Source organism: Enhygromyxa salina (assembly GCF_002994615.1).
GTDB classification, from domain to species: Bacteria; Myxococcota_A; Polyangia; order Nannocystales; family Nannocystaceae; genus Plesiocystis; species Plesiocystis salina_A.
Genome location: NZ_PVNK01000131.1, coordinates 1 through 11,745, shown reverse-complemented (window position 1 = coordinate 11,745; position 11,745 = coordinate 1). Strand labels below are relative to the sequence as shown.

Annotated in this window: 8 protein-coding genes; 5 read left to right on the top strand and 3 right to left on the bottom strand. The window is 72.4% G+C overall.

All coding sequences use genetic code 11. The features are described 5' to 3' along the window. Positions 1-211 precede the first annotated feature (211 nt). Genes ENSA5_RS13500 through ENSA5_RS13480 form a run of 5 tightly spaced genes read left to right on the top strand, consistent with a single transcriptional unit; the run spans position 212 to position 6,972 of the window. The gene (locus tag ENSA5_RS13500; RefSeq protein ID WP_146155662.1) at positions 212-790 is read left to right on the top strand and encodes a hypothetical protein; all 579 of its coding nucleotides are present in this window, start codon (positions 212-214) and stop codon (positions 788-790) included. After that, entirely contained in the window at positions 790-1,125 is a 336-nt protein-coding gene (locus ENSA5_RS13495; protein WP_106392059.1) for an NADH-quinone oxidoreductase subunit K, read from the top strand. Before ENSA5_RS13500 ends, ENSA5_RS13495 begins: the two co-directional genes overlap by 1 nt. Next, positions 1,125-3,389, top strand: coding sequence for a hypothetical protein (locus tag ENSA5_RS13490; RefSeq protein ID WP_106392058.1), 2,265 nt, complete (start codon positions 1,125-1,127; stop codon positions 3,387-3,389). Before ENSA5_RS13495 ends, ENSA5_RS13490 begins: the two co-directional genes overlap by 1 nt. Then, positions 3,386-5,065 carry a proton-conducting transporter transmembrane domain-containing protein gene (locus tag ENSA5_RS13485; protein WP_106392057.1) on the top strand — a complete coding sequence of 560 codons (1,680 nt, stop codon included), beginning with the start codon at positions 3,386-3,388 and terminating at the stop codon, positions 5,063-5,065. Before ENSA5_RS13490 ends, ENSA5_RS13485 begins: the two co-directional genes overlap by 4 nt. Continuing rightward, a complete protein-coding gene (locus tag ENSA5_RS13480; protein WP_106392056.1) occupies positions 5,062-6,972 on the top strand; it encodes a proton-conducting transporter transmembrane domain-containing protein in 1,911 nt (636 codons plus the stop codon). Before ENSA5_RS13485 ends, ENSA5_RS13480 begins: the two co-directional genes overlap by 4 nt. 34 nt (positions 6,973-7,006) lie before the next feature. Here the strand turns inward: ENSA5_RS13480 and ENSA5_RS13475 are convergent, their stop codons facing one another. The 3 genes from ENSA5_RS13475 to ENSA5_RS13465 form a co-directional block, all read right to left on the bottom strand. After that, positions 7,007-8,578: a 3,4-dehydroadipyl-CoA semialdehyde dehydrogenase gene (locus tag ENSA5_RS13475; RefSeq protein WP_106392055.1), complete on the bottom strand. Its 1,572-nt coding sequence runs from the start codon at positions 8,576-8,578 to the stop codon at positions 7,007-7,009. Positions 8,579-8,953: 375 nt separating this feature from the next. Beyond that, complete coding sequence (locus ENSA5_RS13470; RefSeq protein ID WP_106392054.1) at positions 8,954-11,314, bottom strand: CocE/NonD family hydrolase; 2,361 nt, start codon at positions 11,312-11,314, stop codon at positions 8,954-8,956. A gap of 96 nt (positions 11,315-11,410) precedes the next feature. After that, positions 11,411-11,745: hypothetical protein (locus tag ENSA5_RS13465; protein ID WP_219906782.1), on the bottom strand; the 335-nt coding region annotated here is incomplete at its 5' end.

Below are 11,745 nucleotides of genomic sequence, written 5' to 3'. Positions count from 1 at the left end.
CAGCAACTCTGCCACGCACTGCCGCTGCGCGGCAGGTCGGTCGGTCGCTTCGCTCCCTCCCTCGGTGGGCTGGTATGTGGCACGCAGTCGTCTGCGTGGCCCCCTAAAGGGGGCTGGGTATCTATGATGACCCCCGCAGGCGTCAGCAACTCTGCCACGCACTGCCATGCACGGCCGCACGCGGCAGGTCGGTCGCCAGTACGGATCGCGGATGAGTGTGCCAACCATTAGCTTCTTTGCGTCGGCGGCCGTCGCCCTGGTCGCGGCTGTGGTCGCGGTCTCGGCTCGGCAGTCGAGGCGCTCGCTGGGGGCGTTTGCGATCGCGCTGGTGGCCCTGATCGTGCCGCTCGTGCAGCTGCGGGCGCCGACGGTCGCGGCGCTGGTGCTGCTTGCGAGCGCGGTGATCGTGGCCTTGCTCGGGGCCCTGGTCCAGCTCGGCGCGGGGGCCGGCAGCGGCTCGGGGCCCGGCGTGGAGCGGGCCTCGGCCTGGGCCTCGCCAGGGTTTTGGCTGCCCGCGGGGCTCGGCCTCCTGGGCTTCGTGTGGGTGTTGCTGGCGACCGGGTCGCGGCAGGTCGTCGAGCACGGTCCGCCGCTCGAGCCCGGGGCCGCGTTCGGAGACGGGAGCGTGGTGCTCGCCGAGCTCGGCGTCGATCACTTCGTACCCGCGCTGGTCGTCGGCCTGCTGGCCTTGTGCAGCGTGATCGCGGCGGTCTTGACCCTCGTCGGCGAGCGGGGGGCGGAGCCGCTCACGCTCGGGCCGGGCGTCGAGACCGAGACTGCGAGCTCGTGATGTTGCCGATCACGCACTATCTGTATCTGGCCCTGGGCCTGTTCGGCGTCGGCTTCGGCGGCGCGCTCTTGCGCCGCTCGCTGATCGCCGCGCTGCTCGGGGTCGCGCTGATGCTGGTCGCGGTCGCGCTTTGTTTTTGCGCCTACGCCCGCTTGTTCGTCGATCCCGGCGGGCAGATCGCGGCGCTGTGGGTGATCCTCGTCGGCCTGTGCGAGCTCGGGGTCGTGGTCGCGGTCGTGCTCCGGGCTCTGCGGGTCCCGGAGGATCCGGCGCTAGCGCCCGAGGCCGAGCCGCTCAGTCTGCTCGACGACTGGGCCGGGGGGGCAGGCGGCTGATGGCGCGCGAATTCCCGATCTGGGTGATCGTGCTGCTGCCGTGGCTGGCGGCGCTGCTGTGTGTGCTCGTGGCGCGACCCGGGGTCCGCGTCCTGGGCCCGCGGCGGGCCTCGAGCCTGGCTCACTACCTCGGGCTCGGGGCCTCGGCGCTGGCGTTGCTGTTTACGGTCCAGGCGATCCAGCACCTGCTCGCCCCGGATGATCCACGCGCGCTGGCCCACACGCCGCTGGGCGAGCTGATCGGGCCCATCGTGATCGGCGAGCTGCGCATCGACGCGACCCTGGTCGCCGATCGTCTGTCGACCTGCGCGGCGTTGCTGGTGTCCGTGGTGTTCGTGCTCGCGCGGATGTTCGTGGCCGGCCCGGCCGGCCAGCGGGCGCTCGGGCTCCGCTCGCTCAGCGCCGACCCGAGCGAAGCCGAGTCCGGCGCGACGGTGAGCGCGCTGCGGTGGCTCGCGCTCCTCGGTCTGCTCGAGGGCGCGGCGCTGCTCTTCGTGCTCGCCAGCGATCTCGGGCTGGCGGCCCTGGGCTGGGCGCTGCTCGGGGCCGGCTCGGCGGTGGCGGTGGCGCGTGGAGCTGGCGACGAGCGCCGCGCGAGCGCGGCCACGCGCGTGTTGGCCCTCGGAGTCGCCGGTGACCTCGCCCTCGGCGCGGCCTTGCTCACCCTGATCGTCAGCGGCATCGGCCTCGCCCACAACAACCTGTGGGCGCCGCTGACCGGTGATCACCTCTATGCGGCGGTGCGCGGGACCGGGGTGTCGTTCGCCGACTTGATCGCGCTCGGGCTGGCCGGGGCTGCGCTGCTGCGTCTGTCGAGCGTGGTCTGGTCCGGCGACTCCCTGGCCGAGGCGCTGCTCGACGCGGTGCTGATCCCGGTCCCGGCGATCTACCTGGTCCTGCGCTACCAGCGGGTCTTGTCCTACGCGCCCAGCGTGCTCGCGGGCCTGCTCGTCGTCGGGATCCTGATCGCGCTGTCGGCCGCGGCGATCGGCCTCGTGCGGCCGTCGCGAGGCCAGGCCCACGACAGCCCGCGCTCGGGCAGCGAGCTCGGCCTGGCCGGGACCGGGCTCGCCTGGGTCGGGCTGATCGCGATGGCGCTCGGCGTCGGGGCCTGGCGCACGGCCGCGCTGCTGGTGCTCGCGCAGGCGCTGGGTCGCCTGGGGCTGCGCCTCGCGTTGTTGGTCGGCGACGGCGGACAGCTGCCGACCTGGACCGCCCGCGTCGGTCGGCTGCTGGTCTGGGCCGTCGCCGGGATCGCGCCCGGGCTCGGCTTCGTCGCGCTCGGGCAGACGCTGGTCGACGTGCTCACGCGGGCGAGCTTGCTGGCGCCGTGGATCTCGTGGCTGGGGGCCGTGGCGGTGATCCTGGTCGCGTTCATGTTTGCGGCCGGGGTCGCTCGGATCTGGTACGAGGGCCTCGGGCCGAAGCCGGGCGCCGAGCCAGTCGCGGGCGCCGAGGACGAGGACGGTCTCGACTTTGGGCCGCTGCTGTTGATCTTCGCGGCCCTGGTCGTGCTCGGTGTGGCCGCGCTCGGCTCGTGGTTCGACGTGCTCGCCTCGCCGATCGCCTGGCTCGACAAGGTCCTGCCCCTCGCGGGCGGCCACGAGGCCGCGCCGACCGGCCTGCGCGAGGGCTTCCGCGATGGCGGCCGCGTCGCGCGTCCGTGGATCGCGGGCAGCGGCGTGTTGCTGGCGCTGGTCACCGGGTTCGCGTGGATGTGGACGCGCGAGCGCTTTCGCCGGGCCAGCGGCGACGAGCTGTCGGGCTTGTCGAGCGCGCTCGAGCTGAGCTTGAGCTACCCGCGGCGAGCGGCGCGGCTCCTGGCGCTGCTGCTCACCGGTCTGACCGAGCTCGCGGCGCGCGGGGTCGGTCGCGGGGTGTTCGAGGAGGGGCTGCGCGTGGCCCGGAGCTTGGTCCGCGACATCGGGGCCGGGCTCGCGCCGCGGCTGCGGCGGCTCTCGCCCGGCGGCGGACGCCAGGCGCTGCTCGGTCTCGTCCTCGGTCTCGGCCTGTTGTTCGGCTGGCTCTACGCCAACCCCGAGGCCGCGAGCGTCGGCCCGAGCGACAACTACGGCTTTGGTGGGCTGCGGGCCAAGCTGATCCGCGCGGGCGGCAGCGTGACCAAGCCCGAGCCGGGCGAGGCGCCGCCGTCGGTGGATCCGGGCCTCGAGGCGCGTCCGCCCTCACCCATGTTGATGCCACCGCCCGCGCCGCGCAGCGACGGCGCCGAGCCTGGACCTCTACCGCTGCCGGAGGGCCGATGAGCGTCGAGCTCTCGACCCTCGCGGTCTTGCTGCCGCTCGCGGCCGCGCTCGCGGTCGGGGCCGTGCCGCGCAGCGAGCCCGTGCTCGCGCGCGCGCTGGGCCTCGTCGGCGCGCTCGCCGAGCTCGGGGTCATCGTTGCCTTGGTCCTCGGCTTCGACCCGGCGGGCGCCGGGGTTCAGTACGCCTCGGTCCACCCGTGGCTCCCGGCCTACGGCGTCGCCTGGTCGCTCGGAGTCGACGGCAGCGAGCTGCCGCTGCTGCTGCTGCTGGCGCTGGTGTTTCCGCTGGCCCTGTTGATCGGTCGCCAGCCGCAGCCCGGCGAGCCGCCCCTGGTCGTGGGGATGCTCGGTCTGCAGGCGGCGTGGGTCGCCGTGGTCCTCGCCCGCGACCTCGTCACGCTCGCGGCCGCGTGGGAGCTGGCGACCTTCGCGGTGGTGATCCTGCTCGGCGCGCACGGTGACGGCAAGATGGGGGTCCCGGGGCGGACCGCGGCGGCGCGTCGCTACGCCGCCCACGTGCTCCCGGGCGCGGCCGCCCTGGTCGCGGTCGTGGTCTTGTTCGGGGTCTCGCACGCCCACGCGACCGGCGGGGCGTGGACCTGGAGCCTCGACGAGATCGCCGCGCTCACGCTCCCGCCCGCGAGCCAGTACCTCGGCTTCGCGCTGGTGCTCGTCGCGGTCGCCACGGCCTTGCCCCTCGTGCCCCTCCACGCCCCGCTGCCCGCGATCTGCGTGAGCGGTCCGACGCCGGTCGTCGCCGCGGTGCTCGGGGCGGGCATGCCGATGGGGCTGTTCTTGCTCACTCGCGTGGGCCTACCGATGTTCCCGCTGGCCGCGGGCGAGTGGGCCGATCCGATCGCGGCCGTGGCCGTGGTCGGGGCGATCTACGCCGCGCTGGTGTGTTGGGCCGAGCGCGAGCCCGGGCGGCTCCTGGCCCACGTCGCGATCTTGCACCTCTCGCTGGCGATCGTCGCCGCGGTCTCGGGTAGCGTCGCCGCGCGCGGCGGGCTCGGGCTCTACCTTCTGGCGCACGGGCTCGGGCTGACGGTCTTGACCGCCGTGTGTCACTCGCTGCGACGCGACGGGGTCGGCAACCTCGGCGAGCTCGCGGGCTGGGCGGCCGTGGCGCCGCGCGGGTTGACCCTGGCCATGCTCGCGAGCTTGGTGCTGGTCGGGGCGCCGGGCTCGGCCGGGTTCATCGGTGAGCTCGGGATCGTCGTGGGCGTGCTCGAGCAGGGCGAGCCCGCGCTGCTGCGCCCGGCGACGTGGAGCTTGCTCGCGGCGGCGGCCGTCGGCTTGGGGGTCCTCGGCCTGCTGCGCAGCCTGTGGCGCGCGGGCCGCGGGAGCCCGCGGCCTGGGCTCGTCGACCGCCTGACCGAGCTCGACTTGCGCGAGTCGATCGTCGGGGGCGTGGCCCTGGTCCTCGCGCTGATCATGGGCGTGGCTCCGAACTGGCTGCTCGCGCGCGCGGCCCCGGCCCAGCAGCGCGCGGTCGAGGAGCTCGAGCGCGCCCGCTGCCTCGCGATCGAGGCCCGCAACCAGGGGCGGCCGCGCCTGCGAGACGATCTCGGCGCCGTGTGCCTCGACCCCGCCGCGCGGGTCCGCCAATTCTACGGCCTCGGGGGCCTCGGGGGCCTCGAACACGAGCCGGCCGGCGATCTGGAGGTCGAGCCATGATCGGGCTCGGGTTGCTCGGGCTCGTCGACGAGCCGCCGCTGCTCGACGCGCTGGTCGGGCTCGCGCCGCTGTGGATCTTGCTGATCGCCGCGCTCGTGCTCCTCGTCAGCGACGCCTTCGCGCGCTCGCGCGAGCCAGGCTTCCTACGCGGGCTCGCGCTGCTGGCCGTGGGCCTGGCCTTCGTCGCCAGCGCCCGGCAGCTCGGCGATCCGGCCCTCGATCTCGGTCAGTTCGTGCTGTCGAGCGCGCTGGTCGTCGACCACCTGACCGTCGCGTGCGACCTGGTCGCGCTCCTGGCCCTGGCCGGCGTCGTCGGGCTCGCGCGCGAGCGCGGGACCACGCGCGAGACCCCGCGCCGGGCCTTCGGCGAGCGTGAGCCGCTGCTGCTGCTGGCCGGGGTCGGGGCGCTGATCTGCATCCACGCCGGGGATCTGCTGGTCGTGTGGCTCGGCGTCGAGCTCCTCACGATCGCCGCGCTCCTGACCATGTTCGCGGGTCACGACGCCGTCGCCGATCCGGCCAAGCGCAACGCGCTGCTGATCCAGCTCGTGCCCGGCGCCGTGATCTCGTGCCTGATCTTGCTCGGCGTCGCGCTGCTCTACGCGGCGATCGGCACGACCAGCCTCGACGGCTTCGGCCGCGCGACGACCCAGGTGTTCGCCCGCTGGGGCGCCGTCCAGCGCTGGGTCTCGATCCTCGACCGCTTCGGGGCCGAGATCGCCCAGCAGGATCCGGCCGCGCTCCAGCAGGCGCACAACGAGATCGTGCGCGGCGTGGCCCCGGCCGCGCTGTTCCTGCCCGGGCTGCTGCTGGTGCTCGGCGGGGTCCTGACCAAGCTCGGCCTCCTGCCCTTCGCCCGGCGCCGCGAGCTCGTCGAGGAGTCGCCGCTGCACGTGACGGCGCTGTGGTCGACGCTGGCCGTGGTCGCGCTCGTCGCGGTGCTCCTGCGCGTGTTCGTCGGGGCGCTGCACAGCCCGCGCCTGGTCAACGAGCCCTACGGCTGGACCGGCGCGCTGCCGAGCGTCGCGCTGATCTCCGGGCTGTGGGCCGCGCTCGCGGCCGTCCGCCAGCGGCGGCTCTCGCGGGTCGTCGCGCTGCTGGCCCTGGTTCAGCTCTCGCTGCTGATCCTCGCCGTGGTCGCGGCCGCCAACTTCCACGGCCACATCGGCGTCGGCGCCCGCTACATCGCGCCCGAGTCCGAGATCTTGTGGGCCAAGCTGGCCGGCGACGAGGCCTACGCCTCGGTCTTGATCCTGCTCGCAACCCACGTGATCGCGGCCGTCGGGTGCTTCGCGGCGATCGGCGCGAGCCGGGGCTTTCGCGGGCCCGAGGTCCGGATGCAGCACTGGGCGGGCATGGCCACGCGCCGCCCCGGGCTCGCGCTCGGCTTTGCGATCTGTCTGCTCTCGCTCGTTGGCCTGCCGCCGCTGGCCGGCTTCGTCGCCAAGCTCGGGGTCCTGCGCGCGCTCGTCGAGCACAGCGCGATGCGCTGGATGGTCGTCGTCGTCGCCTTCGAGCTGGCCCTGTGTGCGTGGGTCGCCCTGCGGATCATCGCGGCCATGTACTTCGGCGACGAGACCGTCAGCGAGCCGGGGGAGCGGCGCGAGCCGAGCCCGTGGCCGGCGAGGATCGCCGCCGTCGCGGCGACCCTGTGCGTGCTGCTTGGGGTCGGCGGGCAGCGGCTGCTGGAGTTTGCCCGTCTGCCCGCGGCCGGGGGCTCGTTCGAGCCCGGGGATCCCGACCGCCTCGACTGGCTCGAGGATCGGCGCGCGAGCTGGGCGATCGAGGATCTGCGCTTCGCCGACGGGCCCGAGGATGAGGCCGAGACCGAGGGCGCTGTCGAGGCGGTTGGCGAGACCGAGGGCGAGCTGACGATCGAGCCCGGGCTCGAGAGCGTCGTGCCCTGAGCGGTTCAGACTCGTGGTCTGAGATGACCTAGAGCTAGAGCAGCCGCGCTATCTGGCTGGCGCCGCCTTGGATGGCGACCCGCTGCATGTACAGCCCCATCCCGTGGACCCCGCCGAGCTCCTCGCCCCCGCCTGCGCGCCCAGGCCCGCCGTGGTTGGCGACCGGAAACACGCAGCCCGGAGACATCGAGGCGTTGGCGAATTTCTCGTTGGCCACGACCAGGCGCCCGAGCCACGGCCCGATCTCGGCGACGGCGCCCGCGAGCCACTCGCGGTCGTCGGTGTAGACGGTGCTGACCAGGCTGCCCTTGCCGAGCCCGATGATCTTCGCCGCGCTCGCGAGCTCGCCGTCGTAGGGCAGCAAGGTGGTCACGGGCGCGAAGACCTCGTGGCGATGAAAGCTGGCCTCGGGGTCGAGGACCGCGTCGGGCTTGGCCTCGAGCACGATCGGCTCGAGGAAGTAGCCGGTCCCGTCTTCGACCCCGACGAAGCCAGTGGTCCGGGCCGGGTCGCCGTGGATGATCTCGGCGCTGGCGAGCAGCTTGGTGATGCCCGCCCGGGCGTCGTCGAGCTGAGCCTTGGAGGTCAGCGGGCCCATGCGCACGCTCTTGTCGGACGGGTCCCCGGTCTGGCCCGCGAGCTCGCCGAGGCGGTCGAGCAGGACCTCGCGGACCGACTCGAGCGCGGCCTCGGGCACCAGCACGCGCCGGGTCGCGGTGCACTTTTGCCCGGCCTTTTGGGTGATCTCGACGACCAGATCGCGGATCACCAGATCGAAGAGCTCGGTGCCCGACTCGACGTCGGGCCCGATGACCGCGGCGTTGAGGCTGTCGGCCTCGAGGTTGACCCGCGTGCCCGCGGCGATGACCGCGGGGTGGGTCTTGATCGTGGTCCCGACCCCCTGCGAGCCGGTGAAGGCGATCACATCTTGGGGGCCGACGTGGTCGAGGAGGTCGCCGGCCGAGCCCATCAGCAGCTGGAAGGCGCCGTCGGGGACACACTCGGCGTCGAGCAGGATCTCGAAGATCCGATGGGCGAGCCACGCGGTGCTCGTCGCGGGCTTGCACAGCACGGGCATGCCCGCGAGCAGCGCGACCGCGGCCTTGCCGAGCATGCCCCAGGCCGGGAAGTTGAACGCGTTGATGTGGATCGCGAGGCCGTGGCGCGGGACCAGGATGTGCTCCGCGCGGATCTTGGCGCCGCGGTACACGGCGCTCGGCTCGTCCTCGACGATCCACGGCCGCTCGCCGAGGCTCTTGGCGAGGTAGGCGTAGTGCGCGAGGACCGAGATCCCGCCGTCGATGTCGAATTTGGCGTCCTTGCGGGTGTTGCCGCCGTTTTGGATCGCGAGGTCGATCAGCTCCTCGCGGGCCTCGTGGAGGACCTTGGCCATCTTGTCGAGCAGCTCGCCGCGCTCGGCGAAGGACAGGCGCCGCAAGCTGGCGCCGCCGGTCTCACGACCATGGTGGAGCGCGTCGGCCAGCGAGGAGCTCATGGACTTGATGGTTGCGACCTCGCGCTCGGTGGCGGGGTTGATCAGGCTGCGCGGGGCACTGTCCCCGCGCTTCCAGGAACCTTGGAGATAACTATCGAGCTGGACGGACATGAGGCTTGGCGACGGTAGGACGGGGCTGGCGCGTCGGACAAGGGGCGCACGCGCGCGTCCACGCGCGAGGGCGTGAGCTAGCGGGTGTTTGTTACCCCCGCGGCCGTCAGCGACCCTGCCACGCAGGGCCGAAAGCGGCCGCTCGCTTCGCTCCCTCGGCGCAATGCGCCACAGCGAGCGGAAAAACATTTCCGGGGCTAGTACGAGCCGCGAGGCGAGCGTTTGGGTGAGCGGAGGGGGCTTCGCCGCCGCAGCGAGGGGCCTTTTGAAAGGCCCCTCGAAGAAGACTAGTACGATCCGCGAGGCGAGCGTTTGGGGTGAGCGGAGGGGGCTTCGCCGCCGCAGCGAGGGGCCTTTTGAAAGGCCCCTCGAGGACTAGATCGCTGTGTTCGTGAAGTCCACGAACTCGCGGCAGGGTTGGCCGCGGAGCGAGGGGCAAGGGGGCAGGGCGGTCGGGATGACCTGATCGGGGATGACCGGGAGCAGGATCGAGCTCTCGCCGTCGGCGCCGTGGGCGACGTCGATCCGGGTGCTGTCGGTCTGGGTCTCGTCGAGCACGAACAGCCACTCGGCGCGGCTGGCCCCGGGGGTGTCGACGGAGATGCGGATGCGTGACCCGGCCCGGAACGCGTGGGCGAAGGGGAACACCTGGACGCGGGCGAGGACGTAATCCTCGGACGGGACCGGCTCGACGTCGGCCTCGGCGTGGGTCTGGACCGGGGCCAGATCCGTGGACTTTTCGCTGTTGAGGCCGCGCTGGGTCGCCCGCAGCCAGCCGCTTTGGATGTACATCTCCTGGCCGTCGGGCCGGACCTCGGAGATGTTGACCTCGAGGTCGGCCTCGCCGGCGTTGCTGCGGATCCACAGGTCGGCGCTGGCCGGGCCGACCATCACGACGTCGGTCTCGAGCTCTTCACTCAGGAACACGGCGGCGGTGTCGGACTGGTCTTGCGGCCAGTTCCACGGCGGCAGCGGGGTGTTGATGTCGCCGTCGAGGATGCTGGTGTCGGCGTCGAGGCTGTCGATGTGGAAGCTCGACGCGCCGCCGTCGGCGAGGGGCGCGGTCGTCGAGAGGGCGCCGTCGGGCTGGAAGTACCAGCGCTCGGGCACGACCTCGTCGGGCGGCCAGGAGGTGAAGCTCATCTCCCACGCGCTTTGGGGGATGCCCTCGCTGTACTCCTCGGAGTTGCCCATCTCGAACTTGAGCTTGATCGGATCCTCGGCCTCGAACGCGGCGAAGGCCTCGTCGAAGGAGCCGTACATCGCGTAGGGATCGGGCGGGAACTCGACGGGCTCACCGAGCAGCGCGGAGAACAGCGCGGGCCCGATGTTGCGCAGCGGGCCGGGGATCACCGGGATCTCTTCGCGCAGGTAGAAGTCGAAGAACGCGCCCCAGTAGATCAGGTGCTCGGGCACGTAGCCGTCGGCGTGGACGCCGTTGAACATGGTGAACTTGACCAGCGGCGAGCCGGTGAAGGCGTTGAACAGCGGGGCGAAGTCGCCGCCGGTCTGCTCGTCCTGCCACGCGCCGGTCACGAACACGGGCACGTCGATGTCGCCGACGAACTCGAGCGGGGTCAGCGGGTCGAAGACCTCGGGCTCGTAGTAGGGGTGGTCGTCGGTCTTTTGGATCACGTCGACGTACTGCCCGTGCAGGAGCTGGTTCTCCTCGCAGATCGTGTCGCCCGCTTCGACGAGGCCCTGCTCCCAGCCCTTGCCGTAGGGCAGCGCGCCGTCGAGCACGTTGTCGGCCCAGTTGAGCGCGAAGCCGTAGTTGGTGATGCCGCCCGGGCGCAGGGTCGAGTCGCCCGTGTGGGCGAAGATCGACAGCGGGGCGATCGCGGCGAGGCTCGGGGGCTGGGTCTGGGCGACCCACATCTGGCTGATGCCCGGGTAGCTGAGGCCGGCCATCCCGACCTGGTTGCCGAGGACCCAGTCCTGGGCCGCGATGGTCTCGATGATGTCGTAGCCGTCGAGGACCTGGAGCTCCTCGAAGAAGTCGTAGGCGCCGCCCGAGCAGCCGGTCCCGCGCATGTTGACGCCGACCGTCGCAAAGCCGAGGAAGCCGGCGAGGATCCCGGACGGGTGGTGGGGCGCGTCGCAGATCACCGGGAAGGTCGGGCACAAGGTCTCGAGGTCGAGGCCTTCGAGGTCGAATTGGTCGTTGAGCGACCCGCCCGGCTGGCTGGGGTCGTAGCCGGAGTAGTTGACGATCGTGGGGTAGGGGCCGTCCTCGGGCGGTCCGGGCAGCGCGACGTAGGCCGAGAGCATGGTCCCGTCGCGGGTCATGATGTAGTTGAAGCCGGGCTCGAGGACCTGGGCCTCGTAGAACGAGGGATCCGGGTAGCTGCCCTCGCTGGACATCACGAGCAGATCGCGGGCGACCTCGCGGGGGAAGTCGCCGGTCTCCTCGATGGAGTAGCCGTCGCCGGGCGCGAGCTCGCGGAAGATCAGGCTGCCGAGATCGTCGACCACGGCGCGCTCGACCTCCTCGCCGTTGGCGTCGACGACCCGCAGCTCGACGCCGGGATCGGCGTGGGTGATGTGGAGCTGGCGGACGCTCTCGCGGACCATGAACTCGGCGGCGACGTAGTCCTCGCTGGCCGTGTCCGCGGACGACTCTCCCGACTCGCCCGTGTCGTCGCCGTCGGCGACCGCGTTGTCGCTACAGGCCGTGAGCGGCGAGGTGACAGCGAAGAGAAGCGGGACGACGAGCAACCCAGGCGAGCGCAGCATGGCCGGAGAATACGGAATTTCTACGATGGCGACATACGTTTTTGTGAGCCGCAGCCGGCGCCGGGTCGGTCCCCCGGCTCCCTTCGCGCCAGCGATTCAGTTCTCGCGAGTGAAGGGGTCGCGCAGATCGACCGCGGCCGGCCGGCACTCGGGCAACTTGGCCGTGCCCTCGCCGGGCGTTTGCACGACCGTGCCGTCGTCGGTGGTCTCGACGCAGGGCGGGCGCGGGTTGTCGGGCCGCCGCCGGGCACGGAAGGGATCGCGGATGTCGTTTGGCACGTACATGTCGAGGGTCTTCGAGCGTACGCGCCGGACGCCGGGCGCGAAGGGGTCTTTGAGGTCGGGTATCAGCAGGCGCGTGTTGTCGCTCTCGCGCGGTCCGGCCTGGCGCGGGAGCGACAACACGCGCCTGCTGATACCCGACCTCAAAG

Bases quoted from the DNA above. Each gene is read 5' to 3' on its own strand.
- ENSA5_RS13480 (WP_106392056.1), top strand. From the start codon at position 5,062: ATGATCGGGCTCGGGTTGCTCGGGCTCGTCGACGAGCCGCCGCTGCTC.
- ENSA5_RS13500 (WP_146155662.1), top strand. From the start codon at position 212: ATGAGTGTGCCAACCATTAGCTTCTTTGCGTCGGCGGCCGTCGCCCTG.
- ENSA5_RS13495 (WP_106392059.1), top strand. From the start codon at position 790: ATGTTGCCGATCACGCACTATCTGTATCTGGCCCTGGGCCTGTTCGGC.
- ENSA5_RS13470 (WP_106392054.1), bottom strand. From the start codon at position 11,314: ATGCTGCGCTCGCCTGGGTTGCTCGTCGTCCCGCTTCTCTTCGCTGTC.
- ENSA5_RS13490 (WP_106392058.1), top strand. From the start codon at position 1,125: ATGGCGCGCGAATTCCCGATCTGGGTGATCGTGCTGCTGCCGTGGCTG.
- ENSA5_RS13485 (WP_106392057.1), top strand. From the start codon at position 3,386: ATGAGCGTCGAGCTCTCGACCCTCGCGGTCTTGCTGCCGCTCGCGGCC.
- ENSA5_RS13475 (WP_106392055.1), bottom strand. From the start codon at position 8,578: ATGTCCGTCCAGCTCGATAGTTATCTCCAAGGTTCCTGGAAGCGCGGG.